Origin of the sequence: Nocardia otitidiscaviarum NBRC 14405, assembly GCF_000308635.1 — a bacterium.
GTDB lineage: Bacteria > Actinomycetota > Actinomycetes > Mycobacteriales > Mycobacteriaceae > Nocardia > Nocardia otitidiscaviarum.
The window spans coordinates 265,193-289,781 of record NZ_BAGD01000106.1 but is presented as its reverse complement, the minus strand read 5'-3'; the positions used below and the strand labels follow the sequence as shown (position 1 = coordinate 289,781).

Annotated in this window: 29 protein-coding genes; 14 read left to right on the top strand and 15 right to left on the bottom strand. The window is 69.0% G+C overall.

Going from position 1 to position 24,589, the window contains the following annotated elements; genetic code table 11:
- Positions 1-11 precede the first annotated feature (11 nt).
- Positions 12-1,613 carry a bifunctional phosphoribosylaminoimidazolecarboxamide formyltransferase/IMP cyclohydrolase gene (gene purH / locus ON31_RS25225; RefSeq protein WP_039817166.1) on the top strand — a complete coding sequence of 534 codons (1,602 nt, stop codon included), beginning with the start codon at positions 12-14 and terminating at the stop codon, positions 1,611-1,613.
- Between the two features lie 121 nt (positions 1,614-1,734).
- Here purH and ON31_RS25220 read toward each other — a convergent pair whose 3' ends face one another.
- Entirely contained in the window at positions 1,735-2,193 is a 459-nt protein-coding gene (locus ON31_RS25220) for a hypothetical protein (RefSeq protein WP_039817165.1), read from the bottom strand.
- A gap of 206 nt (positions 2,194-2,399) precedes the next feature.
- Between ON31_RS25220 and ON31_RS25215 the strand changes: the two genes are divergently transcribed.
- The gene (locus tag ON31_RS25215) at positions 2,400-2,960 is read left to right on the top strand and encodes a LysM peptidoglycan-binding domain-containing protein (protein ID WP_172544772.1); all 561 of its coding nucleotides are present in this window, start codon (positions 2,400-2,402) and stop codon (positions 2,958-2,960) included.
- 101 nt (positions 2,961-3,061) lie between these two features.
- The gene (locus ON31_RS25210; RefSeq protein WP_039817164.1) at positions 3,062-3,544 is read left to right on the top strand and encodes an SRPBCC family protein; all 483 of its coding nucleotides are present in this window, start codon (positions 3,062-3,064) and stop codon (positions 3,542-3,544) included.
- Between the two features lie 80 nt (positions 3,545-3,624).
- On the opposite strand, the gene rpsR is transcribed toward ON31_RS25210, so the two are convergent.
- Genes rpsR through rpmB form a run of 4 tightly spaced genes read right to left on the bottom strand, consistent with a single transcriptional unit; the run spans position 3,625 to position 4,638 of the window.
- Positions 3,625-3,879: a 30S ribosomal protein S18 gene (rpsR, locus tag ON31_RS25205; RefSeq protein WP_011211513.1), complete on the bottom strand. Its 255-nt coding sequence runs from the start codon at positions 3,877-3,879 to the stop codon at positions 3,625-3,627.
- A gap of 33 nt (positions 3,880-3,912) precedes the next feature.
- Entirely contained in the window at positions 3,913-4,218 is a 306-nt protein-coding gene (gene rpsN / locus ON31_RS25200; protein ID WP_029931153.1) for a 30S ribosomal protein S14, read from the bottom strand.
- Position 4,219: 1 nt separating this feature from the next.
- Positions 4,220-4,390, bottom strand: a complete 171-nt coding sequence (rpmG, locus tag ON31_RS25195; RefSeq protein WP_029931154.1) for a 50S ribosomal protein L33 — start codon at positions 4,388-4,390, stop codon at positions 4,220-4,222.
- 11 nt (positions 4,391-4,401) lie between these two features.
- A complete protein-coding gene (gene rpmB / locus ON31_RS25190; protein ID WP_039817163.1) occupies positions 4,402-4,638 on the bottom strand; it encodes a 50S ribosomal protein L28 in 237 nt (78 codons plus the stop codon).
- Between the two features lie 101 nt (positions 4,639-4,739).
- Here rpmB and mrf point away from each other — a divergent pair, with 101 nt between their 5' ends.
- From mrf to rpmF, 3 genes are read left to right on the top strand one after another with little or no spacing between them, the layout of a single operon-like run.
- Positions 4,740-6,065: a ribosome hibernation factor-recruiting GTPase MRF gene (mrf, locus tag ON31_RS25185; RefSeq protein ID WP_085996483.1), complete on the top strand. Its 1,326-nt coding sequence runs from the start codon at positions 4,740-4,742 to the stop codon at positions 6,063-6,065.
- A 4-nt stretch (positions 6,066-6,069) separates the two neighbouring features.
- Positions 6,070-6,342 carry a type B 50S ribosomal protein L31 gene (locus ON31_RS25180; RefSeq protein WP_029931157.1) on the top strand — a complete coding sequence of 91 codons (273 nt, stop codon included), beginning with the start codon at positions 6,070-6,072 and terminating at the stop codon, positions 6,340-6,342.
- A gap of 1 nt (position 6,343) precedes the next feature.
- The gene (gene rpmF / locus ON31_RS25175; RefSeq protein ID WP_029931158.1) at positions 6,344-6,517 is read left to right on the top strand and encodes a 50S ribosomal protein L32; all 174 of its coding nucleotides are present in this window, start codon (positions 6,344-6,346) and stop codon (positions 6,515-6,517) included.
- 283 nt (positions 6,518-6,800) lie between these two features.
- Here the strand turns inward: rpmF and ON31_RS25170 are convergent, their stop codons facing one another.
- On the bottom strand, positions 6,801-7,787 hold the full coding sequence (locus ON31_RS25170) for a DUF1906 domain-containing protein (protein ID WP_051037719.1): 987 nt from the start codon (positions 7,785-7,787) through the stop codon (positions 6,801-6,803).
- Positions 7,788-7,977: 190 nt separating this feature from the next.
- Between ON31_RS25170 and ON31_RS25165 the strand changes: the two genes are divergently transcribed.
- The gene (locus ON31_RS25165) at positions 7,978-8,784 is read left to right on the top strand and encodes a VOC family protein (RefSeq protein WP_039817162.1); all 807 of its coding nucleotides are present in this window, start codon (positions 7,978-7,980) and stop codon (positions 8,782-8,784) included.
- Positions 8,785-8,891: 107 nt separating this feature from the next.
- On the opposite strand, the gene ON31_RS25160 is transcribed toward ON31_RS25165, so the two are convergent.
- The 5 genes from ON31_RS25160 to ON31_RS34885 all read right to left on the bottom strand — a co-directional run bounded on the left by ON31_RS25160 (position 8,892) and on the right by ON31_RS34885 (position 14,364).
- Entirely contained in the window at positions 8,892-9,695 is an 804-nt protein-coding gene (locus tag ON31_RS25160; RefSeq protein WP_051037718.1) for an MHYT domain-containing protein, read from the bottom strand.
- 69 nt (positions 9,696-9,764) lie between these two features.
- Positions 9,765-10,445: a GTP-binding protein gene (locus ON31_RS25155; RefSeq protein ID WP_029931162.1), complete on the bottom strand. Its 681-nt coding sequence runs from the start codon at positions 10,443-10,445 to the stop codon at positions 9,765-9,767.
- Entirely contained in the window at positions 10,426-10,794 is a 369-nt protein-coding gene (locus ON31_RS25150) for a DUF742 domain-containing protein (protein ID WP_029931163.1), read from the bottom strand. Before ON31_RS25150 ends, ON31_RS25155 begins: the two co-directional genes overlap by 20 nt.
- 13 nt (positions 10,795-10,807) lie before the next feature.
- Positions 10,808-11,215, bottom strand: coding sequence for a roadblock/LC7 domain-containing protein (locus ON31_RS25145; RefSeq protein ID WP_029931164.1), 408 nt, complete (start codon positions 11,213-11,215; stop codon positions 10,808-10,810).
- Positions 11,212-14,364 (bottom strand): sensor histidine kinase, encoded by a 3,153-nt coding sequence (locus tag ON31_RS34885; RefSeq protein WP_051037717.1) that lies wholly within the window; start codon positions 14,362-14,364, stop codon positions 11,212-11,214. Before ON31_RS34885 ends, ON31_RS25145 begins: the two co-directional genes overlap by 4 nt.
- Before the next feature lie 330 nt (positions 14,365-14,694).
- Between ON31_RS34885 and ON31_RS25135 the strand changes: the two genes are divergently transcribed.
- From ON31_RS25135 to ON31_RS25105, 7 genes are all read left to right on the top strand, one after another.
- Positions 14,695-15,381, top strand: a complete 687-nt coding sequence (locus ON31_RS25135) for a response regulator transcription factor (protein ID WP_029931166.1) — start codon at positions 14,695-14,697, stop codon at positions 15,379-15,381.
- Positions 15,382-15,485: 104 nt separating this feature from the next.
- Positions 15,486-16,871 (top strand): sensor histidine kinase, encoded by a 1,386-nt coding sequence (locus ON31_RS25130; RefSeq protein ID WP_081592722.1) that lies wholly within the window; start codon positions 15,486-15,488, stop codon positions 16,869-16,871.
- Between the two features lie 97 nt (positions 16,872-16,968).
- A complete protein-coding gene (locus tag ON31_RS35840; protein WP_081592711.1) occupies positions 16,969-18,768 on the top strand; it encodes a S1C family serine protease in 1,800 nt (599 codons plus the stop codon).
- A gap of 98 nt (positions 18,769-18,866) precedes the next feature.
- The gene (locus tag ON31_RS25120) at positions 18,867-19,367 is read left to right on the top strand and encodes a MogA/MoaB family molybdenum cofactor biosynthesis protein (RefSeq protein ID WP_178070443.1); all 501 of its coding nucleotides are present in this window, start codon (positions 18,867-18,869) and stop codon (positions 19,365-19,367) included.
- Positions 19,357-19,548, top strand: coding sequence for a hypothetical protein (locus tag ON31_RS25115; protein WP_039817161.1), 192 nt, complete (start codon positions 19,357-19,359; stop codon positions 19,546-19,548). Before ON31_RS25120 ends, ON31_RS25115 begins: the two co-directional genes overlap by 11 nt.
- Before the next feature lie 433 nt (positions 19,549-19,981).
- Positions 19,982-20,662, top strand: a complete 681-nt coding sequence (locus ON31_RS25110; protein ID WP_029931171.1) for an MspA family porin — start codon at positions 19,982-19,984, stop codon at positions 20,660-20,662.
- A 64-nt stretch (positions 20,663-20,726) separates the two neighbouring features.
- Positions 20,727-21,392 (top strand): MspA family porin, encoded by a 666-nt coding sequence (locus tag ON31_RS25105; RefSeq protein ID WP_039817160.1) that lies wholly within the window; start codon positions 20,727-20,729, stop codon positions 21,390-21,392.
- Positions 21,393-21,484: 92 nt separating this feature from the next.
- Here ON31_RS25105 and mscL read toward each other — a convergent pair whose 3' ends face one another.
- The 4 genes from mscL to ON31_RS25085 all read right to left on the bottom strand — a co-directional run bounded on the left by mscL (position 21,485) and on the right by ON31_RS25085 (position 24,399).
- A complete protein-coding gene (gene mscL / locus ON31_RS25100) occupies positions 21,485-21,889 on the bottom strand; it encodes a large conductance mechanosensitive channel protein MscL (RefSeq protein WP_029931173.1) in 405 nt (134 codons plus the stop codon).
- Positions 21,890-22,022: 133 nt separating this feature from the next.
- Positions 22,023-22,715, bottom strand: coding sequence for an SAF domain-containing protein (locus tag ON31_RS25095; protein ID WP_039817159.1), 693 nt, complete (start codon positions 22,713-22,715; stop codon positions 22,023-22,025).
- A gap of 113 nt (positions 22,716-22,828) precedes the next feature.
- Positions 22,829-23,137 (bottom strand): FmdB family zinc ribbon protein, encoded by a 309-nt coding sequence (locus ON31_RS25090; RefSeq protein WP_039817158.1) that lies wholly within the window; start codon positions 23,135-23,137, stop codon positions 22,829-22,831.
- 677 nt (positions 23,138-23,814) lie between these two features.
- On the bottom strand, positions 23,815-24,399 hold the full coding sequence (locus tag ON31_RS25085; protein WP_039817157.1) for a 5-formyltetrahydrofolate cyclo-ligase: 585 nt from the start codon (positions 24,397-24,399) through the stop codon (positions 23,815-23,817).
- Positions 24,400-24,589 lie beyond the last annotated feature (190 nt).

Sequence of the window (24,589 nt, the reverse complement as noted above, 5' to 3'; positions counted from 1 at the left end):
GTGAGGCACAGATGGACCCGGCAGCGCGCAAGCCGATCAAGCGGGCCCTGGTCAGCGTCTACGACAAGACGGGCCTGATCGAGCTGGCCTCCGGTCTGCACGCCGCGGGCGTGGAGTTGGTCTCGACCGGCTCCACCGCGGGCAAGATCGCCGACGCGGGCATTCCGGTCACCAAGGTCGAGGACCTGACCGGCTTTCCGGAGACCCTGGACGGCCGCGTCAAGACCCTGCACCCGCGCGTGCACGCGGGCATCCTCGCCGACACCCGCCGCGCGGAGCACGTCGACCAGCTGGTCGAACTGGGCGTGGAGGCATTCCAGCTCGTCGTGGTGAACCTGTACCCCTTCACCCAGACCGTGGCCTCGGGCGCGACCGTGGACGAGTGCGTGGAGCAGATCGACATCGGCGGACCGTCCATGGTGCGCGCCGCCGCCAAGAACCACCCGTCGGTGGCCGTGGTGGTCGACACCCGCGACTACGACGACGTGCTGGCCTCGGTGCGCGACGGCGGTTTCACCCTGGCGCGGCGGACCGAGCTGGCGGCCAAGGCTTTCCAGCACACCGCGACCTACGACGTGGCGGTCGCCAGCTGGATGACCTCGGTCGCGGTTCCGGCCGCCGCTCCCGCCGCGGTTTCCGCGGGTGCGGAATCCGAAGGCGCGCAGCGCTTTCCGGAGTGGATCGGCGCCACCTGGACCCGTGAGTCGGTGCTGCGCTACGGCGAGAACCCGCACCAGGCCGCCGCGCTCTACACCGATGCGGCCGGACCGGCCGGGCTGGCGCAGGCGCAGCAGTTGCACGGCAAGGAGATGTCGTACAACAACTACACCGACGCCGACGCGGCCTGGCGCGCCGCCTACGACTTCGACGCGCCGGCGGTGGCGATCATCAAGCACGCCAACCCGTGCGGCATCGCGGTGGGCGCGGATATCGCCGAGGCGCACCGCAAGGCGCACGCCTGCGATCCGGTCTCCGCGTACGGCGGCGTGATCGCGGCCAACCGCGAGGTGTCGGTGGAGATGGCCGAGCAGGTCGCCGAGATCTTCACCGAGGTCATCGTGGCCCCCGGCTATGCCGACGGCGCCGTGGACGTGTTGCGGCGCAAGAAGAACGTGCGCATCCTCATCGCCGAGGCGCCCCGGCGCAAGGGCGCGGAGCTGCGTCCGGTGAGCGGTGGTGTGCTGCTGCAGGATCGCGACATTCTCGACGCCGCGGGTGACGCGCCCGCCAACTGGCAGCTGGTCGCCGGTGACGCGGCCTCCGCCGAGACCCTGGCCGATCTCGAATTCGCCTGGCGCGCTTGCCGTGCCGTGAAATCCAACGCCATTCTGCTGGCCCACGACGGCGCGTCCGTCGGTGTCGGCATGGGGCAGGTCAATCGCGTGGACGCGGTACAGCTGGCGGTGCAGCGTGCCGGTGACCGCGCCAAGGGCTCGGTCGCGGCCTCCGATGCCTTCTTCCCGTTCTCGGACGGGCCGCAGCAGCTGGTGGCCGCCGGGATCACCGCGATCGTGCAGCCGGGTGGATCCATCCGCGACAAGGACACCATCGACCTGTGCCGCGAGGCCGGGGTCACGCTGTACTTCACCGGGGCGCGCCACTTCGCGCACTGACCGACGATTCGCCGAGCCGGTACGCGGGTGACGCGTACCGGCTCGGCTGCTTTCCGGGCGCTGTCTCTACTCGGCCTCTAGTCGGCGCTGTTTCTACGGGTCGCTGTCTACTTGGCGCTGTCTACTTGGCGCTCAACACTGTTCGGTCGCCCAGCGGTTTCTCCAGCTGGATCTCGAGGGTGCCGAACACCGCGATCATGGTGCACATCCGACCCACCGCTTCGGGCCGGGTTCCGGCGCGCAGTTCCACCGTGACCGATTCGTCGGTCTCGGTGGTGGTGGCGTCCACGCCGTAGCACTCCGGGGAGCCGGTCTGGAAGTTCACCGCGATCTTGTCGGGGGCGAGGCGGGTCCAGCTGTCGAAGGGGATGGGGCGGGGGTTGACGATGGTCGGGTCGGCGGTGAAGGCCCGGCCCAGCTGACCTTCGGGGGCTTCGGTGGGTGTGGTCTCCGTCGTGGAGGCGGTGGTGCCGCGCGGCGTGTCGGCGTTGTCGTCCGAGCTCGAGCAGGCGGCGATCGTCAGGCTCAGCAGCCCGGCGGTCGTGGCCGCGGCGAAGCGGCGTCCCCAATTCCCGTACATGGCCCCAACCCTAATCGTCCGGCCGATTCCACACGTCCGGTCCGATCCTCCGGCGAACTTCTGGCGAAGCGTCGTCAAAATCTCATCGGATGCGGCGCGTATCTCCCCGGTGCGCGGCGTCCGAGCAGTAGCCTGTTCGGCAGATGCGCGAATGCACTTCTCCCGCCATCGATTTACCGAAGATCCCCCCTCCGAAAGGACGCATCGTGGGCGACGCGTTGCATGTAGGCGAAGAACTTGGGCTCGGTCAGTCCCTGAAGGGTGGTGCCTACACCCTGACTCTGCAGAATGATGGCAACCTCGTGCTGACGGAGCCGGACGGCAATGTCGTCTGGCACACCTCCACTCACGATCAGGGTGTCGAGCGGGCCGTGCTGCAGGCGGACGGCAACTTCGTGCTGTACAAGGGTGAGGGCGCGGCCTGGTCCACCGAGACCAATGGCAAGGACGCGGACCGGCTGGTCGTACAGCCCGACCGCAATGTCGTGCTGTACGGCAAGGACGGCGGCGCGCTGTGGTCGTCGGGCACCAATACCGACAACCCGATCCAGGCCGAGCCGGAGGCCGTCGCGGCCCCCGCGGCGGAGGCCCCGGCCCCGCCGCCGGCTCCGGAGGTGCGCACCCACACCGTCGCTCCCGGTGAGACCCTGTGGGCCATCGCCGAGCAGTACTACGGTGACGGCAACCGCTACCCCGAGATCGCGTCGGCCAGCGGCATCGACAATCCGGACCTGATCAATGTCGGCCAGGTGCTGACCATCCCGTAACCGCCCGGTCGCGCGGAACGAGCATCGAGCCCCGGCGTCAAAGGCGCTGGGGCTCTTCTCGTTCCGGGCGCGTCGGCAAACTTCCCGGCACAATGTGTGCCATGAGCCTCGGCTACGTTCCGGTCACCGTCGAATCCACCTGTCGCACCTCGGCGGCGACGGCCATGGAGGTGATCGCCCCCATCGATCTGCCCACCATCTTCACCGGCATGGGTCCACTGCCCGCCGTCCGCGAGGTGCGCGACCAGTCCGGCCCGTGGGATACCGCGGGCAATACCCGCACCGTCGTCCTCTCCGACGGTTCCACCGCCCGGGAGGAACTCACCGGCTACACCCGCGCCCGCCACTTCAGCTACGAACTGACCGAATTCACCGGCACCATGCGCCGCCTGGTGGCCAAGGTCGACGGCGAGTGGACCTTCACCCCCGCAGGCCGCAATTCCCTTGTCCGCTGGACCTATTCCTTCTTCCCCCACCCCGGCCGCACCCGCCTCGTCCGCTACGTCGTCGCCCCCCTCTGGCGCCGCTACGCCACCGCCACCCTCGCCCGCGCCATCCGCGAAGCCGAGAAAGCCACCGTCTGACCCCGCCGGGTCCAGCGAAACGCATCGAGCCCCCGATGCGAAAGCATCGGGGGCTCAACCATTTACGTCCGACGGCCGCGTCAGCGGCTGGTGAACGGCAGCAACGCCATCTCCCGCGCGTTCTTCACCGCGACGGCGACCTGTCGCTGCTGCTGCGGTGTCAGCCCGGTGACCCGGCGGCTGCGAATCTTGCCGCGGTCGGAGATGAACGTGCGGAGCAGGTTCACGTCCTTGTAGTCGACGGTTTCGATACCGGCGGCGATCAGGGGGTTCTTCTTCGGACGTCGGGCCTGCTCAGCGCGGACCTTCTTCGACGGTGCTCGCTTCACTGCCATGTCAGCGGTTCCTTACTCACCAGATGTGGTTGCTTACCAGCTCGATTTGTGCACACCGGGCAGTTCGCCCCGGTGTGCCATCTCGCGCACGCGCACGCGCGAGAGACCGAACTTCCGGAGATGGCCGCGTGGGCGTCCATCCGAGGCGTCCCGATTGCGCAAGCGTACCGGACTGGCATCGCGCGGCAGTTTCTGCAGGGCGGTCTGTGCGGCGGCGCGGTCGGCGTCGGAGGTGGTGGGCTTGCGGATGAGCTCCTTGAGCTCGGCCCGCCGTTCGGCGTAGCGCGCCACCACGATCTTGCGCCGCTCGTTCTTCTCGATCTTGGACTTCTTGGCCACGTCAGCGCTCCTCACGGAAGTCGACGTGCTTGCGCACCACCGGGTCGTACTTCTTGAGCACCATCCGGTCGGGATCGTTGCGGCGGTTCTTGCGGGTGACGTAGGTGTATCCGGTGCCCGCGGTGGACTTGAGCTTGATGACCGGACGCAGCTCGGTCGACTTGGATGCCATCGGTGGCCTTCCTAGATCTTCTCGCCGCGCGCCCGGAGCCGGGCCACCACGGCCTCGATCCCGTCGCGGTCGATGGTTTTGATGCCCTTGGTGGAGACGGTCAGCGTGATGCGCCGGTCCTCACTGGGCAGGTAGTAGGTCTTGCGCTGGATATTGGGGTTCCACCGCCGGTTCGTCCGCTTGTGCGAGTGCGATACGGACTTGCCGAATCCCGGTTTGCGCCCGGTGACCTGGCAGATGGCCGACATGTCACTCCCTTCCAGTTGTTGATGACAATCGTTTTCGACAATGCCTGCCGGACAATGTACCGTTACCTTCCGGTAAATGAAAATCGTTATCGGAAGAGGTGATGGTGGTGCCGGGGATGCACGACGACCGCAAGCCCGTGCTCGTGGTCGCGGGCCTGCCGGGGCGTGCCGCCGCGGGCGTGGACCAGATCGCGGGTGAACTCGCGGAGCCGGGCACCGTCGTGGTCCGCCACGACCTGAGTGAACTGCGCCAAGGCGTGGTCCGCCGGATCGTGCACAGCGAGGGCCGGGGGAGCGAGACCATCCTCGAACTCGCGCACGGCTGTGTCTCCTGCACCCTGCGCGCCGACCTGCTGCCCTACCTGTGCGTACTGGGACAGCGTGATTCGGTGCGGCGCATCGTGCTCGCCCTGGATCCGGCGTTCGAGGCCGAGGCGGTCTGTCAGGCCATCGAGAATGTGACCGTCACCGGTGTGCACGGCCGCGTGGACGGTCCGGCCGGGCGCAGCGTGCGCATCGAGGCCGTGCTCACCTGCGTGGACGCCCGCGACTGGCTGACCGACGCCACCGGTGACGACACGCTCGCCGACCGCGGCCACGTCACCACCGACGACGAGCGCACCGTCGCCCAGCTGGCGGTCGGCCAGGTCGAGTTCGCCGATGCCGTCATCGCCGTCGAGGTGGGCGCGGTGGACGCGCTGGAACAGGCCCGCCTGGCCGCCGTCCTCGACCGGCTGGTGCCGCTCGCGCCGGTGCTGTGGGTGGCCGACCCGGACGGCGCGTCCGGCACCGACCTGCGCGCCCTGCTCGAGCAGATTCCCGCCGACGCCCGGCGCGGCCGCAGCTTCGGCGCGCACGCCCCGCTGCTGCGCGGCGAGCCGCCGCTCGACACCGAGAACGGCGTCACCCTCATCGAATTCGCCACCGACCGCCCCTTCCACCCGGAGCGTCTGCACTCCGCGCTGGACGTCCTGTTCGAGGGTGTGGTCACCGCGCGCGGCCGCGTCTGGCTGGCCACCCAGCCCGACGAGGTGGTGTGGCTGGAGTCCGCGGGCGGCGGCCTGCGGGTCGGCAGCGCCGGGAAGTGGCTGGCCGCCATGACCGAATCCGAACGGACGCAGGCGGACCCGGACCGAGTGGCGATGGCCGCACTGCGCTGGGATCCGGATTTCGGCGATCGCGACATCTCCCTGGTGATCCTCGCCCACGACGCCGAGCCGAACACCATCCGCGAGGCCCTGCACTGGGCGCTGGTCGACGAGGACGAACTGCGCCTCGTGCGGCGCGCCCCCGAGCGAGTCGCGCAGTGGGAGGACCCCTTCGGGGACTGGCACGAGGACCCGTGCGAGGCGTCCGAGGAGACCCGCTCGGTCGGCACCGAATCGTCCGGCCCCGCCACCGGCGACAACCGTTCCAACGAAAGGTAATGCGATGAAGCCAGGTATCCACCCGGACTACCACCCGGTGGTATTCCAGGACAACAACACCGGCAAGCGGTTCCTGACCCGCTCCACCGCCACCTCGGACCGCACCGTGGAGTGGGAGGACGGCAACACCTACCCGCTGCTGGTGGTCGACGTGACCTCGGACTCACATCCGTTCTGGACCGGTGCGCAGCGCCTGCTGGACACCGCCGGACGGGTGGAGAAGTTCGAGCGCCGCTACGGCAAGCGTCGCCGCGCGACGCAGGGAGAGGAGAACTGAGATGGCGGTTCCGAAGCGGAAGATGTCCCGGTCCAATACCCGCAGCCGTCGGTCGCAGTGGAAGGCGACGCCGCCGGATCTGGTCCCGGTCACGGTGAACGGTGTCGTACACAAGGTGCCGCGCCGACTGGTGCCCGCCGTGCGCCGCGGACTGGTCGATCTCGACAAGCTCTGAGGTAGCGATCGATACGCGACGCGTATCACTGATACGGAATGCCCGGATGTCCCGATAGACCGGAACGAAGCCGACGGTCCGGGCAGGGACTGAAAGCCGAAGGCGTCGAACCGCACCGCGGTTCGACGCCTTTGTCCATGTTGTGGCATATGGTCTTTTCGCCGCAATGGCGACTGAGCTGTCAAAAAGTCCTCTGGAAGTAATGAGCTCGTGTCCTGGCGGCGGTATTCTCGTGGCCGAGGGCGGGTTCTCCGGATTACCGGAGAACCCGCTCATCGCCAGTTCAGGGGCGTTTTTCCGGCGTTTCCGCGGCCTTCGGGGCCCGGTCGTCACCGTCGTCGCCCCAGCCCGGCAGCGGCAGATCCGGCAGTAGTTGTTCGATGCGATTGCCGACCGCGGTGGCCGGTCCCTCGATGAGCGAGAACGGCCACGGCCAGTGCGGGCCGGACAGGCGTTCGACCTCTTTGACCAGCTCCGCGGTGGTCGCCTCCAGTTCGCTGATCTCCGTGCGCAATTCGTCGATGTGATCCAGCGCGGCGGCGAGGCCGTCCACCACGGTGCGGTACCGCCCCTCCGGATCGGTGCCCAACTGCGGCCACCCGGACAGGCCCGGACCCCGCAACTGGATCTGCACGTCGCGCAGAATCGCCTCCTGTTCGGGTGTCAAATCCGCATCCTCCTGTTCGAAGTCCCATTGGCCGAAATCGGCTCGGTCGGTGGTGTTCACATCGCAGCGCACACCGTTCACGTCCACCTGGGTGGCGTGCTGCAGGATGTGCCGTCGCGGTTCGAGGTTGTTGCCCGACCAGGCCACCGTCTGCCACGCCCAGGTGGCGGTGCCCATGTCCAGGGCGCGGCTGATCGGCCAGTAGCCGCCGTAGATCCCGGTGTTCTCACGGCCCAGCACACTGGCCGCGCCGTCCAGGTAGGCGTTGATGGGCGCCTGCTGCTGCGGGGTGGCATCGAAGTCCACGGAGAAGTAGATGGGCCGATCGCGGCGGCCGCCGCAGCGCAGCACCTGCGCCAGCGCGGCCCGCGCGTCGGTGACCCCGGCGCCGTAGCCGTCGAGCATGCGGGTGGCGTAGGTCTCCCAGTTGGAGACGATCGAAATACCGTGTGCGCGCAGGTCATCGGCCTCGGCAGGGGTGAGCAGCTTGCCGGGCAGGGTGGGGCCGCCGTCGGAGAGGTAGCGGACGACGAAATCGAAACCCGCGGCCCGGATCGCAGCACCACCGGGCCGACCTCCTGCGTAGTCCAGCCCGAAACGCATGCTTCCCACTGTAATTCGCGAGACGCGCCGCCGCCCGTGCATCCGGAAATCGGCCAGTTCGGGAATTCGTCGCATTCGGGTGGTTGACTTGGTGCGGCCGTGTGACCGGCATCACGTCGCAGGGGGAGCGGTCTGATTCGGCCCCGAACACTCGAGATCACTTGTCGCGATATGGAAACGGAGACGATCGATGCCTATTCGCAGCGCAGCCTGGCCACCCGGCACGCCGTGCTGGGTCGACTGCCACGTGGACGATCCGGCCGCGGCCGGGACGTTCTACGCCGGACTGTTCGGTTGGGATGTGCAGGGCGCCGACCAGGAACCCGGCGGCTATCTGATGGCGCTGCGGGAGGGCCGGGCCGTCGCGGGCATCGGACCCACACCCGAATCGGGCATGCCCGCGGCGTGGACCACCTACTTCGCGGTCGAGAGCGCCGACGCCACCGCCGAACGGGTGCGCGAGGCCGGTGGCACGCTGCTGCTGCCGCCGTTCGACGTCCTGGATTCCGGGCGCATGTTCGTCGCCGTCGATGTCACCGGCGCGCCGTTCGCGGTGTGGGAGGCGCGGGCGCACAACGGGGCCGCCGTCCACAACGAGCACGGCGCGTACCTGTGGAACGATCTGCACACCGGCGCCTACGAGGCCGCCAAGCGGTTCTACGCCGACGTCTTCGGTTTCGGCTACACCGAATACGACAACGAGGTGATGCGCTACGCGGTGTTCGCCCCGCCCGGCCGCGCGGAGGGCACGGGGGGTATCAGCGACGCCAGCCGGGACGGCGACGCGCCCGCGCGCCCGTACTGGCTCACCTGGTTCCGATACGACGGTATCGACGAAGGGGTCGCGCGGGCCGAGGAACTCGGCGCGACCGTACTGCTCGCCCCGGCGGACGGGCCCTTCGGCCGGATGGCGATTCTGGCCGCACCGCAGGGGGAGCTGTTCGCGCTGTCGGACCCGAGCCGGGCCGTCGGCGAGCTGCCCGACCCGATCGGGTGACCCGGCGTCATGGTACGCGCATACGCCGAGGGCCGGACCGATCACACGGTCCGGCCCGGCCCGGCGGGCCCGGGGCTACCTCGCTCCGGGCGATATCGGAAGTCGGTTCAGCGCACCGCTTCCGGGATGCGGTCGGCGGCCGCACCCCGCTCGCGGGCGTCACCGACCGGCGACAGCGCGGGCACCGCACCGGATTCCCGGCGGTCCGGGGCGACCAGAATGGCCGTGATCGGAATCGCCAGCGCCAGTGAGCCGATGATGAAGAACGGCACGAAGAAGCTGAACAGGTCCACACCCTCCGGGGTCGGCGCGGCATGGTCGACGTCGAAACTGACGCCGACCAGGCCGGTGTAGTGCATACCCGTCACGACCAGTGCCCACAGGGCGGCACCGCCCAGCATCAGCAGCGATGAGCGCACGGTGAGGCTGAACCACAGCACCGCCACCGACAGCACCAGCGCGATGGCGTACACCGCGATGATCGACAGCACATTGCGCTCCACCTCGCCCTGGACGTGCACCGCCAGCAGCACGACCAGTTCCATGGAGCCGAGTCCCGCGCCCATCACCGCCGCTCCGATCCCCAGCCGCACCCAGTTCAGCGTGCGCCCGGCGATGACGAGCGCGGCCAGCACTGTGGTCCCCGACAGCGCCGAGAAGACCGCGATCAGCATGCTGTCGTAGCGCACCGGACTGCCGTGCGCCCCCACACCCAGCATGGAGACGAAGATCGGCATGGCGACGCCGACGCCGCCGATGGAGCAGGCGGCCACGAACATCCACACGAACCGGAACCGTGCGGTCACCGACTTGGTGGACTGCCGGATGCAGGCCAGGCCGACCGCCGCCCCCGAAGCCGACACGATCAACGCCAGCGCGATGATCCAGTAGCCCATTGCGAAGTAGATCACGCGGTAAATACTCCCAGGTCTGTTCTGTCTGTCCGGTCCGCGCCCCGCCTGCCAACGGGGTACGGCTGCCTAACCGCGCCAGGCGCTTTCGCGCTGCTGGGCCATGAGACGTTCGATGGCGTACTCGGTGACCGCGGCGAGGGAACGGCGCACCTCATCGGGATCACGGGCGTCGATGTCGACGATCGGCACACCCTCGCGGATGCTGAGCGCTTCGCGGAGTTCGCCCACCGGGAAGCGGGGTGCGTCGGGGAAGCGGTTGACCGCGACCAGGAACGGGAGCTTCTTGGCCTCGAAGAAGTCGACGGCGGCGAAGCTGTCCTCGATGCGGCGGGTGTCCACCAGCACGACCGCGCCGATGGCACCGCGCACCAGGTCGTCCCACATGAACCAGAACCGTCGCTGCCCGGGCGTGCCGAACAGATAGAGCACCAGGTTGCCGGGCAGGATGATGCGGCCGAAATCCATCGCGACCGTGGTGGTTTCCTTGCCCGGCGTGGCGGCGAGGTCGTCCACGCCGTCGGACATCCCGGTCACCATGGCCTCGGTGCGCAGCGGCACGATCTCCGAGACCGCGCCGACGAACGTCGTTTTGCCCGCACCGAATCCGCCCGCCACGACGATCTTCGTCGAGGCGGTGCGGAATTCGCCGCCCTCACCGGGACGCGGGGGGTACTGCTGTGCCGCCCCGGTGTTCGGGTGCTGCGGGCCGCCGTTGTAGGGCGCGGCGTCAAAGCGCCCGGAGTCCATGCAGGGTCCTCTCCATCAAAGATCGGCGCTCGTCGAAGGAGGCCTGATCGCTCAGAGTCGAATGCACGCGCAGTGTTCCGGCGACCACCAGGTCACCGATCACCACACGTACCATGCCCAGTGGCCGCTGCAGGTGCGCAGCGATTTCGGCCACCGACAGCCGGGCCGTGCCGAGACGCAGGATCTCGGTCCGGATGTCGCCCGCCGGCCAGTCGAAATGGGCGGTGTAGGAGAGGGTCTCGACGACCGCCTCCAGCGGCAGTTCGACCGCCGGCTCGGTGCGGCCGGAGGTCAGTGCGTATGGGCGGACACGCGATGTCGGCCGGCCGGAGCCGTTCGGTGCGGACATGTGCGGTGGCCGATCACGCGGTCTGGCGGGCGGTGGCCTGCACCACGGACCCGACGCGGTCTACCAGGAGCGCCATCTCGTAGCCGATGCGTCCGATGTCGTGCTGCTTGTTGGCCAGCACCGCCAGGTGCGAACCGTTGCCGACACTCATGACGAGCAGGTAGCCGCGCTGCATCTCCACGATGGACTGCATCACCTTGCCGCCGTCGAACAGCTGGGCCGCGCCGGCCGACAGGCTGGCCAGACCGGCGGTGACGGCGGCCAACTGTTCGGCGCGGTCGTTGGGCAGGTGCGGACTGGTGGCCTGGAGCAGACCGTCGGCGGAAACCAGCACGGCGTGCGAGACCCCGGGCACCTCCCGGGTGAACCGGGTGACCAGCCAGTTCAGGTTCTCATCGGTTGTGGTGCGCTGTTCGGTCATGCGTGCCCTCCGTCGTTGTATGGGTCTCCGTCTTTGTGCTGGGCGTCTGCCCGTCCACTGAGAACCCCGCTCAGATGCCTGGTCAAGCTGTGACGAATCTCTTCCGGATTCCGCGCGCCCTCGTCGTCCGCGGGTACCGCCGCGCCGGGGACCAGCTGGGCGCCGGGGCGGCGAATCGGCAGGCCGCCCTGGGTCTTCCCGCCGGTCGTCGGTTCCATGGCCTGTTCGGCGGCGGCCCATCCGGCGTCCGAGGACGAGGTCCACGCGGCCCCGCCCTGCCCGCCGACCGCCGGTTCGACCAGCCATTCCGACACCATGCGCTGGAAGATGGGCGTCGGCGCCTCGCCGACCGGACGCAGCGCCTGGGCGGGCGCGGGCGGCCGCGGTGCGGTGGCCGGGCGCTCGGCGGCGCCGTCGGCGTTCGGGGCAGCGGAAGCGGTGCCGCCGCTGGTGGGAGAGTCGCCGCCGAATCCAGCGCCGCCGCTGGGGGAGTCGCCGCGCGCACCGAAACCGCCACCGCCGGTCGCGGAACCGTTGCCGTCGGTGCCGCTACCGCGGTTGCTGTTGCCGCTGTTGCCGTTACTGCCCGTGCCGCCATTGCCATTGCCACCATTGTCACGGCCGTTGCCGCCGATGGTGACGAAACCATTGCCAGGGGTGGTGGGACCGTTGTCAGGGGTGGCGGGACCGTTGCCCGGGATGGCGGCACCATTGCCGTTGCCGCCGAATCCGTACCCGCCGCCGGACCCGTTGCCGGTGGTGAATCCGGGGGCGGGTGCGAAGCCGCTGTCCCGGCCGCCGTCCGCGTTCTCGAAACCGTTGAAGCCCTGGCCGGCACCGGTCGGGGCCGCGGTGTCGGGTGCGGGCTGGTTGCGTCCGCCGCCGTGGGCGAGCCCCCAGGCCTCGACATCGCTGGCCTTGTACTGCTGGGTCTCGCTGTTGTCCCACTCCCGGTTCTCGCCCCAGAAGTCCACCGGCGTCGGTTCGGCGGGAGCGGCCTCCCGCGGCATCTCGCTCGGCGGTGGTTCGACCGGCTCGCTGGCGGGCGTACGCCGCTGCGGCAGGCCGGAACTGGTGACCCCGAACCGCGGCTTGGTTTCCGGCGGATTCGGCACCGGCATCAGCCGCGGCGGTGCGATCGCCGGGGTCGCGGGCGGGGTGATCGGCGAACTCAGGTTCGTGAACTGGGTGTTCAGCGCCGCGGGCTGACTCTGCGGATGCAGCGGCAGCGCGGGCGCGACCGGCAGCGTTCCGGTCAGCGGATAGCTGCCGGTGCTGCTGTCGTTGCGCTCCGGCGCGGGGGAGACCAGGCTGCCCGGCAGGTGCACGCTCGCGGTGATGCCCGGCTGTGCCACCATCGCGGAGGTGCGGCGCAGGCTGACCGTGATGTTGTGCCGCTTGGCCAGACGGCCGACCACGAAAAGGCCCATCCGGCGCGCGGTCTCGACATTGACCTCGCCACCGGAGGCGAGCCGGTCGTTGATGGACTGCAGGTCCTCGGCGTTCATGCCCAGGCCGCGGTCGGTGATCTCGATGAGGTAGCCGCCGTCCACGGCCCGTGCCACCGACACCGCCACCGGTGTCGTCGGTGGCGAGTAGCGCAGCGCGTTGTCGATGAGTTCGGCCAGCAGGTGTTCGATGTCGACCGCGGGCTCACCGGCGACGATGCCGTCGGGCACGGTGCCGATCTCGACGCGCTGGTAGTCCTCCACCTGGGAGACCGACGACCACAGCATGTCCGACAGCGGCACCGGCGGCAGGTGGCCGCGGCGCAGCGCGGTACCGGCGAGCACCAGCAGGTTGTCGCCGTTGCGGCGCATGCGGGTGGCGAGGTGGTCCAGGCGGAACAGCGATTGCAGCCGCTCGGAGTCGTCCTCGTCGCGCTCCAGCTCCTCGATCAGATTGAGCTGCTGCTCCACCAGGGATTGGCTGCGGCGGGACAGGGTTTCGAACATATTGCCGATCTGCAGGCGCAGTCGCGCCTGTTCACCGGCGAGGTGCAGCGCCTGGGCGTGGATGTCGTCGACGGCCCGGGCCAGCTGGCCGATCTCCTCGGTGGTGTGCACGTCGACCGGATTGATCTCGGGGGTGGTGCCGCCGGAACGCACCACCTCGAGCTCCTGCGGCAGGTCGATGTGCGCGACCTGGAGGGCGTCGCGGCGCAGGCGGCGGACCGGGACGACCAGCGAGCGCGCCACGACGAGCGCGATGGCCAGACCGGCCAGCAGCATGCCGATGACGATCGAGGTATCGCGCAACACGTTGTTGCGGGCCTCGGTGCTCAGGGCGGCGAGATTGTCGTCGAGAGCGGCGGCGAGTCCGGTGGCTTCGCGGTGGTAGGCGTCGACGCTGGTGTTGATGGACTCCGTCATGGCCGGGACGGCCATGGGGTCGGGCACGTTCTGCATGAGGATGCCGATGCGGGCCTGCGCGGCGTCGGTGAGCGTGGTGTAGGCGGCGGCCTGCTCGGGCTGCATGCCGCGGTACACCTCGAGCATGGTGACCTCGGCGCCGATGGCGGTGAGCAGCCGGGTCCGCAGCGCCGGGTTGGTGCCCGCGCCCGGGGTGGCCAGCATGATGCGCTCCTGCGTGAGCAGGCGGCTCGCGGTCATCACGGTGCCCATCTGCAGGAACAGCTGCTGCACCCGGAGGTCGGCGACGGACTGCGAGGTCGACAGCGCGTTCTGGATCTTGCCCGAGACGGTGTCGGCCTGTTCGCCGATGGTCTGTGCCGAACCGGTGCGCAGCGAGTTGCGCATGCTGCGGGCGATGGCGAGAGTCTGGGTCAGTTCGTCCGTGACGGCGGCGCCGGGCTTGGCGGTGCGCAGCACGGTCTCCAGGTCGGCGGCGGCCTGGTCGAACGTGGTGGTGGCGGTGTCGATCAGGGGGTCGGCCGCCGGATTGCCGAATCCGTTGATGGCCGCGACGGCGAGTTCCTGCGTGGCGGACTCGAACTTGATGGTGGGGTCGAAGACCACGGCCTGTTCGGTGCCGGTGCTCAGTTGGTTGATGGTCTGCAATTCGCCGTTGATGCGCAGCACCGCGAAGGTCGAGGCTAGGAGCACCGGTAGCACCAGTACGATGCCGACCTTGCGAGTGACGGGCCAGTTGGACAGGCTGAATTGCCAGGACCGGGGTGCAGCTTCCATCCCGTTTCCGTCGCCTCCGCTTTCACGAGTGGACCCCGGGGTCGTATGCGGTTGTACGGATGTGGGGTTCAACCCGCGCGGAACCAACTAAGGGTCTTCTTTTACGGCACGCAACATACCGCGAGAAGTGTGCATCGGCAATTCGGACGACTCACCGTGACGGACTCCGAAAGTAGCTGGGCGCAACATCTTTCGAATTCGCATTCGCGCACCAGAGCCGACACGCATCACTGTCGAATAGAAAGACGCAGGTCACTCCATGGTGTCACTCGGCGTGTCGGATGCCGCCTTCTCAGTCACCTCTCAGTCGCTGCGGTCAGACTGGATGCCATGCGCATTCTGGTAGTCGACGACGACCGCGCGGTTCGCGAATCGCTGCGGCGTTCGCTGACCTTCAACGGCTACACCGTCGACCTCGCCGTCGACGGCGTCGACGCCCTGGACAAGGTGGTCGGACAGCGCCCGGACGCTCTGGTGCTGGATGTGATGATGCCGAGGCTGGACGGCCTCGAGGTGTGCCGCCGCCTGCGCAGCACGGGTGACGATCTGCCGATTCTGGTTCTCACCGCGCGGGATTCGGTATCGGAGCGAGTGGCCGGCCTCGACGCGGGCGCGGACGACTATCTGCCCAAGCCCTTCGCGCTCGAGGAACTGCTCGCGCGACTGCGCGCACTACTGCGCCGCACGACCGCCGATCCGGCGGATTCCTCGGAGACGATGAAGTTCGCTGATTTGTCGCTGGATCCGGTTACCCGAGAGGTGTGGCGCGGTGAACGACAGATCTCGCTCACCCGCACCGAATTCTCACTGCTGGAAATGCTGATGGCGAATCCGCGGCGCGTGCTGACGCGCAGTCGCATCCTGGAGGAGGTGTGGGGGTACGACTTTCCCACCTCCGGCAACGCACTCGAGGTGTACATCGGATATCTGCGCCGTAAGACCGAGGCCGATGGCGAGCCGCGACTCATCCACACCGTGCGCGGCGTCGGCTATGTGCTGCGCGAAACCCCTCCGTAGGAGTCGCGCTCGTGGGTAGAACCGTTCCGCGGCGGCCGGTGGTCGCCGGAATCGGGCATCCGGCCGGTTCCTTCGGCAAGGACGCGGCCGAACTGCGCCCGCCCATGCCGCTGACCCGGTCGGTATCGCTGCGATGGCGGGTGACGCTGCTGGCGGCCTCGCTGGTGGCGGTCGCCGTCGCGGTCACCTCCATCGCCGCCTACGCCATGGTGGCGCGCTCGCTGTACGCCGACGTGGACGCACAGCTGCGAGCCCGCGCCGCACTGATGATCGACAACAACTTCGACAGCCTCGGTTTCCAGTCCATCGTGCTGGCCGGGCTGTACTCCAGCGACGTGGGCGTGGCGCTGATCTTCCCGGACGGTGCGGATCTGCAGCGCTATGTGCCCCCGCAGGCCACCAAACCGCCCATCGGCTCACAGGAGGAGGCGGTGGCGCGCGGCGAACTCGGCTTCTCGCTGCGCACCGTCGACAATCAGCGGGTGCTGGCGCGGCGCACCAATTCCGGCTCCACCCTGGTGGTCTCGCAACGGCTGCAACCCACCCGCGAGGTGCTCGATCGGCTGGCCTGGCTGCTGTTCGTGGTCGGCGGCTGCGGCGTGGTGCTGGCGGCTGCGGCCGGAACGGCGGTGGCGCGCACCGGTTTGCGTCCGGTCGCGCGGCTCACCGCGGCGACCGAGCGGGTGGCCCGCACCGATGACCTGACCCCTATCCCGGTGTCCGGTGACGACGAACTCGCCCGGCTCACCGAGAGTTTCAACACCATGCTGCGCGCCCTGGCCGAATCGCGGGAGCGGCAGCGCAGATTGGTGTCCGACGCCGGGCACGAACTCAAGACCCCGCTCACCTCGCTGCGCACCAATATGGAGTTGCTCATCGCCTCCAGCCGCCCGGGCGCGCCGCGTATTCCGGACGAGGACATGGCCGAACTGCGCGGTGACGTGATGGCGCAGATCGAGGAACTGTCCACGCTGGTGGGCGATCTGGTGGATCTGGCGCGCGAGGACGCCCCGGAGACGGTGTACGAGCAGGTCGATATCGGGGACGTGGCCGAACGCGCGCTGGAGCGGGTGCGGCGGCGGCGCACCGGCATCGAATTCGACGCCGCCCTGCGGCCGTGGTTCGTCTACGGCGACGAGGCCGGCTTGGAGCGGGCACTGCTCAATGTGCTCGACAACGCCGCCAAATGGAGTCCGTCCAAGGCCAAGGTCTTCGTCCGCATGACCGAGAACGGGCGCGGGCTGCTGGAATTCACCGTGGACGACGCCGGGCCGGGAATCCCGCCCGCCGAACGGGAACTGGTCTTCGAGCGCTTCTACCGCACCACTGCCTCGCGCTCCATGCCCGGTTCCGGGCTGGGCCTGGCCATCGTCAAGCAGGTGGTCACCAAACATGGCGGCACCATCACGATCGACGGTTCCGACCGCGGCGGCGCGTTGATCCGTATCGTTCTTCCCGGGACGGGCGCACCGCCTCCGGTAACCGCTTGACCTGGCACGAATGCTCGGCGAAAAGCCAGCGCGATCTCAGTCCGCTCTCAGCCGTCGCCACCAGGCTGGTCGTCAGACTCGAGGAGAAACGAGAGATATGACCGACGATTCGAAGGACAAGCGCAGCGATCGGCCCGAAGTGCCCGGCGCGGCCCACCCGGCCCCCGGCGACCCGGCCACCCGTCCGTTCGGCGATACGCCGGGCGACCCGGCCACCCGGCAGTTCGGCGACGCGCCGGGCGATCCGGCGACGCGGCAGTTCGGCGATGCGCCCGGTGGTCCGGCGACCGAGCAGTTCGGCGGTGCCTCCGATGACCATGCGACGTGGCAGTACGGCGGTGCGCCGGGGCAGCCGCACGGCGGCGGTAGATCCTTCGGCGGGGCAGTCCCTTTCGGCAGTGGGGCCACCCCGTACGGCCCCGGCACTCCGGCATACGGCGCGGCGGGGCAGGGCGCGGGCCACGATGTGTCGGGAACCGCGGAGATTCCCGTCGGTGAATCGCATCCGGCTGGGTATGCGTCGGGTATGAGTATTTCCGGGCAGGGCGGCTACCAGACCGGGTCGCACCCGACCACCGCTATGAGTGCGGGAGGTCCGGGTGGCCCCGGATATGCCGGTGGACCGTTCGGCTCGGGTAGCCCCGGCGGCCCCGGCGGCGCTGGTGGACCAGGCGGATTCGACGGCCCCGGCGGATTCGACGGACCTGGTGGGTCGGGCGGTCCCGGTGGGCCGGGTGGACCCGGTGGGCCGGGGCAGCACGGTTATCCGGGCGGCCCTGCGCCCAAGGGCGGCAAGCGCACCGCGCTGGTGGCGGGCGCGCTGGTGCTGGCGCTGGTGAGCGGTGGTGTCGGCGGCGTGGTCGGCGGCTCGTTGGCGACGCGCGACGGTGGTGGCGGCCCGGCCGTCACCAATGCCCTCGACGCCCCACGCGAGAAGGCCACCAATGTCGCCAACGCCCCCGCGGGGTCGGTGCAGGCGGTGGCCCAGAAGGTGGTGCCGAGCGTGGTCATGATCCGAGTGGAGGGCAATCGCGCCGAGGGCGAGGGCTCCGGCGTGGTGCTGTCCACCGACGGCCTGATCCTCACCAACAACCACGTGGTCAGCGGCGCGGGCCCGAACGCCCGGATGGAGGTCGCGTTCAGTGACGGCTCCACCGCTCCGGCCACCCTGGTGGGCACCGACCCGGTCTCGGACCTGGCGGTCATCAAGGTGAGCGGGAAGTCCGGTCTCACCCCGATCGAACTGGGCAGCTCGCAGAACCTCCAGGTGGGTCAGTCCGTGGTGGCGGTCGGCTCGCCGCTGGGCCTCGCGGGCACCGTGACCACGGGAATCGTCTCCGCCCTCAATCGCCCGGTGTCCACCAGCGGTGATGCCGGTTCGACCGGCACGGTGATCGACGCCATCCAGACCGACGCCGCCATCAATCCGGGTAATTCCGGTGGCGCGCTGGTGGATATGAACGGCAAGCTGATCGGCATCAACACCGCCATCGCCACCCTCGGCGTCTCCGATCTGTCCGGCGGCCAGAGCGGTTCCATCGGCCTCGGCTTCGCCATCCCGGTCGACCAGGCCCGGCGTGTCGCCGATGAGCTGATCAAGACCGGCAAGGTCACCTACGCCCAGATCGGGATCAAGGTGCGCGGCCAGGACGACGTGAACGGCGCGCGGGTGGTGGAGGTGACCCCGGACGGCGCGGCCGCCGCGGCGGGCATCCCCAACGGCGCGATCATCACCAAGCTCGATGACCAGGTCATCGATTCCGGTAACGCGCTCATCGCGGCGGTGCGCTCGCACCAGCCGGGCGACAAGGTGAAGATCACCTACACCGATGAGCAGGGCAACAATTCGAGAACCGTCGAGGTGACCCTCGGCGAGGTAGTGGAGGGCGGCCGATGAGCCAAGTACGCAGCAGACCGATCGCGCTGGCAGCGGAGCGAATCCTCCGAGACGGGGGTTGGGAGCCGTTGTCGGACAAGGACGCTACGGTGAGCACCATGGAAATCGATGCCGCTGTGGCGGGCCGTGCTCTTGTCGTGGTCGTCGACGACCGAACCGCCCATGGCGGGGTGGACTCGCTGGGTCCGCTGGTCACCGAGCTACTCACCGAGGCGGGCTTCCTGGTGGACGCCTCGGTGTCGGTTCAGGCCGACGAGGTCGAGATCCGCAATGCGCTCAATACCGCGGTGATCGGCGGCGTGGATCTGGTCATCTCGGTGGGCGGCACCGGCATGTCCCCGCGCGACTGCACCCCCGAGGCCACCGCCGAGGTGCTGGATCGGGAACTGCCGGGGATCAGCGAGGCACTGCGTGCCTCCGGACTGTCCGCCGGTTCGGTGGACGCGGGCCTGTCCCGCGGTCTGGCGGGCGTCTCGGGCAGCACCCTGGTGGTCAACCTGCCCGGCACCCGCGCCGCCGTCCGCGACGGTATGGCCACCCTCGGCCCGCTGGCGATCCGGGTGATCGAGCAGCTGTCCGGGCTCGCGGATGAACTCTGACGCCGATCGCGATCCCGAGCCGCCACGGCGCAAGAAGCTCTCCGTGGCCGAGGCGGCTCGACTCGCGCGGGTCTTCGGCGACACCCTGCCAGCTACCACCCGGGACGAACGGACGCCGGAGCCGAACTCGGGTGCGTCCGACGACTGGTTGCGGTCGCAGGTGCCGCCGCATCACGGCTGAAATTGATCCGGGTGATCTGCGCCGGCTATCGCCGGCAAAGGCTCGACGCTTAGCGTCGAGCCTTTTCGTTGTTTCTACGACTTCCCTGCTCACCGCACTTATGCAAATCAAGTGATATGAGAATCATGGTCACTGTGATCCAGATCACATGGCGTTTACCAACTCTTACATTGCTCAGTCATTGCCTGAGTGTTTAATGTCCCACTTCGGGCTGTACAACCCGTGGGTTCTCCAGTCTCGGAGTGTGGCGTTGCCGCGCCCACTGCACCAGGAACCTGGCCCGGGTTCCTGTGGCTGAACTCGCTTGGAGCACAAAATTTGTCATTAGTTACACAGTGGCAACAAAAAGGCGACAAACTGAGCTGGGCCTGAGAGGACCCCATTTCAGCCTCGGGTGTCGAGGCTGACCGCTAGAAACCTGATGAGGGGAAGTATGAGCGAGAACCGCACCAACGGTCTGCGTCGTGGTGCCCGGATCGCGGGCGCTGGCGCGGCTGCGGCCGTTGCCATCGGCCTTATGTCGACCGGTGCTGCCCACGCGGATACCTTCGTGCCGTTGCCGGACGGCCAGAAGACGAGCCCGGGTGGCGAGGTCACCATCACGCGTACGGGCGAGCAGGCGATCGTGTCGCCGTCCTTGGCGGCCAACGGTGCCGGGCGCACCGTGTGGGTGAGTGGCAATGCCACCGCCGATGTCCGTAGCACCCCCGAGGGTGAGCCGGGCCCCTGGAACGGCCCGTCGGGTCGTGACGGCTCCAACAACTCGTCCACCCACGGCGCTTCGCGGATCAGCACCGGCTACATCATCGGCTGCCAGGTCAGCATCGGTGACGAGGCCATCTCCGCGGGCGTGTCGGCGAGCATCAACCTGAGTGATCTCGGTGGCGGCGTGTCCATGGGCCTGGAGCTGGGCCCCGGCCAGGTCAAGTGGGTCGAGGTCGAGGGCAAGGACATCCTGAAGCCGGGTGTCTACTCGGTCGAGTACATGGATGCCGAGATGCAGATCCAGGGCTGCGCGGGCTACGCGCAGGCCCGGTCCTACACCGTGGTCGAGATCATCGGCGACCACTACTCGAAGACCACCCTCTACGGTATGCCGTTCAGCATTGGCTGACGCGTCCCGGTCTCGCCAAATCACTTCTCGCGCAAGCGAATTCAAACCCTTGAGGGAAAACAATATGAACATCCGTAAGACCGTGGCTCGGCTGGCCGGTGTGGGTGCCACTGCCGCCGTCGCCCTGGGCCTGTTCTCCACCGGTGCCGCGAACGCCGACACCTTCGTGCCGCTGCCGGGCGGCGAAATCACCAAGACCCTGTCCGACGGCACCGTGGTGACCGTCCGCCTGGTCGGTGAGTCCGCGCTGATCAGCCCGTCCATGGGTTCGACCCCGCTGCACCGCAACGCCTGGGTCTCGGGTTCGGCTCAGGTCGAGCTGTCCGGCGCCAGCAAGGGCAAGATCTACCCCGGCTACGTGGTCGGCTGCCAGGTGAACATCGGCGGCGGCGGCGTCGAGGGCGGTATCGAGGGCAGCGTTCCGCTGGAAGAGAACGGCAGCGCCTCCCTCGGTGCCTCCACCGGCGGCAGTCTGTCGCTCGGCCCCGGCCAGGCGGCCCGCTTCTATGTCCTCGACATCGAGAAGCCGGACGACTACGGCAACGAGGACCATGCCACCAACAACTCGTTCAAGGGTCAGCACGGCTCGGTGACCTGGGCCGACACCACCATCGGCCTCGGTGGCTGCGCCGGTTACGCGCAGGCGCGTGCCTTCGTGACCGTCAAGGTCGAGACGGACAACGTCATGAGCACGGTCACCCTGTGGGGCCAGCCGTTCAGCCTCGGCTGATCGACGCCTGATCCGAGAATGGGCCCGGTGCGTTTTCGCACCGGGCCCATTTTTGTTCAGCGCCGCTTGTTCACCGGGTGGTGGGCTGCCGTTCAGGATTCGTGTTTGCCGCCGCTGCGTTCGGGACCCGCGGCGAGCAGATCGCGAATCTCGGCGAGCAATTCGAGCTCGGTTGCCGTGGCTTCGGCTGTGCCCCAGCGCTTTTTGGCCTTGTTCGCCGGAACCACCACGATGAAGTAGAGCAGGGATGCGATGATGACGAAGTTGAGCGCGGCCGTGATGATGGGGCCGATGGCGATGAAGGTCGCCGGTTTGTCGGCCACGAGTTGGAATCCCAGCCCGAGTTCGTCACTCTCGCCGAATACGGCCAACAATGGGTTGATGATGCCATTGCTGAAGGCGGTGACAATGGCGACGAATGCGGTGCCCATGACCACGGCGACCGCCAGGTCCACGACATTGCCGCGCAGCAGGAAATCCTTGAATCCCTTGAACATGGCCGAAACTCCCTCTGCCTGATCGCCGCGCCGGGGCGGGTCGGATACGAGCGTCGGACGGTGCGTCCGGTGGAGCCGTGCACTGGTGTTTCATCAGGGGTTTACCGGAATGGTAATCGACCGGCGGTGCCGGTCAGTGGAACACCACCGTGAGGGCGGTTTGTAGCGAGGCGGCGGCGACCGCGGCGGCATGTCGGGCGTCGAGCGCCACCAACACCACCCGATCACCGGCATCGCGTGGCTCGTCGGCCCCGGACACCAGGATCACCGCGGCATCGGTCGCCAGCACGCGGACCGGTCGCGCGGCGTCGGCTCCGGCCGTCCGCCGCGATCGCTCCTCCCATGCCGCTTCGGCCGGAGCCGCCTCGGCCGGAGCCGCCACCACGTCCACGCGGTCACCGGCGCGCAGTACCGACGCGACCGCGTCGTCCGCCAGGCGGATGGGGACGATGCGCGCGTCGGGGGTACCGGCCGCGGCGGCGGCCAGTCTGGGGCCGACGACGCGGACATCGGTGAGGATCTCACCCGCGCGCACCGCGCCCGTCAGCGTCGCGCCCAGCACCGCGGCGGGATCACCCGCGAAACCCTCCGGCAGGCCGGCGGTTTCGCGGCCGACGGTGCGGACGTCCGACGGGCCGAGTGTATGTCCGGGCGGTAGCTCCCGGGCGGCGACCACCACATCGGTGCGCCGGTCGTCCGGGTCGCCGCGCAGTGCCAGTACGGCCGCCGTCGCCAGCAGGCCCACCGCCACCAGGCGGCGCGGGACGACACCGTCCGACCACGGTGGTCGTGGCAGGTCGGCGAGCGCGGAGCGCAATCGGTTCATGGCCCGGAGCCTAGGGCCGCGCACGGTCCAGCCGACTCCGCGGACGGCTGCCGCAGGGGTCGGTTGTGGATAACGAAAGCGGTGTGGACAGAGCCTGTTTCGGCCCGGGTCCGTCAGGCCGCGGAGGTGCTGGAGCCGGTGCTGGAGCCGGAGGAGGCCGTCGACGCGGTGGAGGTCGAACCGCTGGCCGCGGAGCCGCTGTCGGAGGACGCCGCCGCCTTGGCCGGTTCGCTCGAGGTCGACCCGTTGCGGCTGTCGGTGCGGTAGAAGCCGCTGCCCTTGAACACGATGCCCACCGAGTTGAACAGCTTGCGCAGCTTGCCGTCGCACGCGGGGCAGACGGTCAGTGCGTCATCGGAGAAGGACTGCACGATGTCGAACTTGTTGTCGCACTCGGTGCAGGCGTACGAGTAGGTAGGCATCGGGTAACCTCCACGGTCTTTGTCGACTTAGCACTCTACAGCCGATAGTGCCAACGCAGGTAATCGACCGCTTGTTCCGTGCCGCCTCTCCGCGTCTTCAGCGGGCTTGCCCGCCTCTCCGCGTCTTCAGCGGGCGGCATAGTGCCGTGGGGGCTCATGCACCCGTGCCGGCGGGTCGGGAGCGAACCTATTGTGGGCGTACCCGGTGAGTTACCCCGATTCTTGCGAGATCAGTGGTCGCGTTTGTGACGTGCGATCGGGTGGTCGCGTTTGTGGGTGGGATCGGCGGTTGTGGCTCTCGTTGAGGGAGGCCGGTGGTCGTACGTGGGTGAGGCTGGGTGGAGGGTGATCAGCGGGTGCGTGTGGGTGGGGGCTGGCGGATGCGGGATCGGCGCGAGTCCTGCTCACGGGGACCGGCGTACGGGTCTTCGGGTGAGAGCGGAGTGGTCCGCGCTGGTGTCTGCGCGTCGGGGGGCGTGTGCCGGTTGCTTGGGGGTGTTCGCTCGTGCGCGGCTCGGCGGCCGGTGCCGGTGCCGCTGGTGCGGGGGGCTACGCGTGCCGACCGGGTCCTTCCCGGGAGCGAGGTGGTCCGCATGCGGGAGATCGGGCACTGGTTTCGGGATGGGCGCTGCGATTTCTCGGGTGTCACCCGGGTGGGCGTTGCCGCCGGGGTGCGGTCAGTCGTCGGCTGCCAGTTGTCGGAGGCCGTGGTGGGGGGTCAGGGCCCAGCCCATGCGGTGGTCGTGGGGTTCTTCCGGGAGGTGGTCCACCAGTTCGTCGTCGCGGACCACGGCGATGAGGCGGGCGGTGGGGTGGGCGGCGTGCAGGGTGCGGTCGTAGTAGCCCGCGCCGCGGCCCAGGCGGACGCCGCGGCGGTCCACGGCCAGGGCGGGAATCAGGATCAGCTCGGCCAGGCCCATGGCGTCGGGGACGGGCGGGCCGTCCGGTTCCAGCAAGCCGTAGCGGGCGCGGCGGAGGCGGTCGCCGCCGAGGTATTCGGCCCAGGTAAGCGGGCCGGGTGGGCCGGTGACCGGGAGCAGCACCCGTGCGCCACCGGCGCGCAGTGCGTCGAGCAGGGCGAGCGAGCCGGGCTCGGTGCCGACCGGGACGTAGGCGCACACCCAGCCGCTGGCACGCAGTGCCGTCACTCCGGCCGCCAGGGCCGCGGCCTCGGTCGCGTGCTGCTCGGCGGAGACGGCGGCACGGCGTGCCAGTATCTCGGCCCGCCACGCCTGCTTGTCCCATTCGCCGGTCGTCGTCACGGCCTCACCCTAGGTGTTGCCGGCGCCGTCCCCCGACGCCGGTACGGCGGTGTGATAGGTGTCGCAGTGTCCGATTTTCGACCTGAGACTTCCGCCGCCAGCTGCGAATATCGCTGTTGCCGCGCGATAGCGGGGCGCTGTGGACGGTTTCGGCACCCCTCCGAACGGGCAGCTTATCCCCGTGTGAGCA

Excerpts from the sequence above, each read along its gene's own strand:
- purH (WP_039817166.1), top strand. The coding sequence starts at position 12 with ATGGACCCGGCAGCGCGCAAGCCGATCAAGCGGGCCCTGGTCAGCGTC.
- ON31_RS25220 (WP_039817165.1), bottom strand. The coding sequence starts at position 2,193 with ATGTACGGGAATTGGGGACGCCGCTTCGCCGCGGCCACGACCGCCGGG.
- ON31_RS25210 (WP_039817164.1), top strand. The coding sequence starts at position 3,062 with ATGAGCCTCGGCTACGTTCCGGTCACCGTCGAATCCACCTGTCGCACC.
- rpsR (WP_011211513.1), bottom strand. The coding sequence starts at position 3,879 with ATGGCAGTGAAGCGAGCACCGTCGAAGAAGGTCCGCGCTGAGCAGGCC.
- rpmG (WP_029931154.1), bottom strand. The coding sequence starts at position 4,390 with ATGGCATCCAAGTCGACCGAGCTGCGTCCGGTCATCAAGCTCAAGTCC.
- rpmB (WP_039817163.1), bottom strand. The coding sequence starts at position 4,638 with ATGTCGGCCATCTGCCAGGTCACCGGGCGCAAACCGGGATTCGGCAAG.
- mrf (WP_085996483.1), top strand. The coding sequence starts at position 4,740 with ATGGTGGTGCCGGGGATGCACGACGACCGCAAGCCCGTGCTCGTGGTC.
- ON31_RS25180 (WP_029931157.1), top strand. The coding sequence starts at position 6,070 with ATGAAGCCAGGTATCCACCCGGACTACCACCCGGTGGTATTCCAGGAC.
- rpmF (WP_029931158.1), top strand. The coding sequence starts at position 6,344 with ATGGCGGTTCCGAAGCGGAAGATGTCCCGGTCCAATACCCGCAGCCGT.
- ON31_RS25170 (WP_051037719.1), bottom strand. The coding sequence starts at position 7,787 with ATGCGTTTCGGGCTGGACTACGCAGGAGGTCGGCCCGGTGGTGCTGCG.
- ON31_RS25165 (WP_039817162.1), top strand. The coding sequence starts at position 7,978 with ATGCCTATTCGCAGCGCAGCCTGGCCACCCGGCACGCCGTGCTGGGTC.
- ON31_RS25155 (WP_029931162.1), bottom strand. The coding sequence starts at position 10,445 with ATGGACTCCGGGCGCTTTGACGCCGCGCCCTACAACGGCGGCCCGCAG.
- ON31_RS25150 (WP_029931163.1), bottom strand. The coding sequence starts at position 10,794 with ATGTCCGCACCGAACGGCTCCGGCCGGCCGACATCGCGTGTCCGCCCA.
- ON31_RS25145 (WP_029931164.1), bottom strand. The coding sequence starts at position 11,215 with ATGACCGAACAGCGCACCACAACCGATGAGAACCTGAACTGGCTGGTC.
- ON31_RS34885 (WP_051037717.1), bottom strand. The coding sequence starts at position 14,364 with ATGGAAGCTGCACCCCGGTCCTGGCAATTCAGCCTGTCCAACTGGCCC.
- ON31_RS25135 (WP_029931166.1), top strand. The coding sequence starts at position 14,695 with ATGCGCATTCTGGTAGTCGACGACGACCGCGCGGTTCGCGAATCGCTG.
- ON31_RS25130 (WP_081592722.1), top strand. The coding sequence starts at position 15,486 with ATGCCGCTGACCCGGTCGGTATCGCTGCGATGGCGGGTGACGCTGCTG.
- ON31_RS35840 (WP_081592711.1), top strand. The coding sequence starts at position 16,969 with ATGACCGACGATTCGAAGGACAAGCGCAGCGATCGGCCCGAAGTGCCC.
- ON31_RS25120 (WP_178070443.1), top strand. The coding sequence starts at position 18,867 with ATGGAAATCGATGCCGCTGTGGCGGGCCGTGCTCTTGTCGTGGTCGTC.
- ON31_RS25115 (WP_039817161.1), top strand. The coding sequence starts at position 19,357 with ATGAACTCTGACGCCGATCGCGATCCCGAGCCGCCACGGCGCAAGAAG.
- ON31_RS25110 (WP_029931171.1), top strand. The coding sequence starts at position 19,982 with ATGAGCGAGAACCGCACCAACGGTCTGCGTCGTGGTGCCCGGATCGCG.
- ON31_RS25105 (WP_039817160.1), top strand. The coding sequence starts at position 20,727 with ATGAACATCCGTAAGACCGTGGCTCGGCTGGCCGGTGTGGGTGCCACT.
- mscL (WP_029931173.1), bottom strand. The coding sequence starts at position 21,889 with ATGTTCAAGGGATTCAAGGATTTCCTGCTGCGCGGCAATGTCGTGGAC.
- ON31_RS25095 (WP_039817159.1), bottom strand. The coding sequence starts at position 22,715 with ATGAACCGATTGCGCTCCGCGCTCGCCGACCTGCCACGACCACCGTGG.
- ON31_RS25090 (WP_039817158.1), bottom strand. The coding sequence starts at position 23,137 with ATGCCTACCTACTCGTACGCCTGCACCGAGTGCGACAACAAGTTCGAC.